Origin of the sequence: Pseudoalteromonas sp. 20-92 (assembly GCF_030847595.1) — a bacterium.
GTDB lineage: Bacteria > Pseudomonadota > Gammaproteobacteria > Enterobacterales > Alteromonadaceae > Pseudoalteromonas > Pseudoalteromonas fuliginea.
In genome coordinates this window covers 1-329 of record NZ_JANJGQ010000088.1, presented here as the reverse complement: position 1 = coordinate 329, position 329 = coordinate 1, and the positions used below count along the sequence as shown (strand labels likewise).

Genomic DNA, 329 nt, shown 5'->3' with positions numbered 1-329 from the left:
ATGTTCCATTCAGACCAAGGTAGCCATTATACAAGTTTAAAATATCGCCAACGTTTATGGCGCTATAAAATCACACAAAGTATGAGTAGACGTGGAAATTGTTGGGATAATGCGCCAATGGAGCGATTTTTTAGAAGCTTTAAGACGGAATGGATGCCAAAGATTGGATATGGAAACTTTATAGACGCTAAATATAGCGTAAGTGATTACATAAATGGATATTACAACAATGTTAGGCCGCATCATTATAATGCCGGTTTAGCACCAAATGAATCTGAGGTTAGATATCAAGATTCTAAAACTGTGGCCAAAATTAGTTGACCACTACA

At 36.5% G+C, this 329-nt stretch carries 1 protein-coding gene; it reads left to right on the top strand.

Going from position 1 to position 329, the window contains the following annotated elements; translation table 11 throughout:
• On the top strand, positions 1–321 hold a 321-nt coding region (locus tag NRL14_RS20855), incomplete at its 5' end, for an integrase core domain-containing protein (protein ID WP_306725525.1).
• Positions 322–329 lie beyond the last annotated feature (8 nt).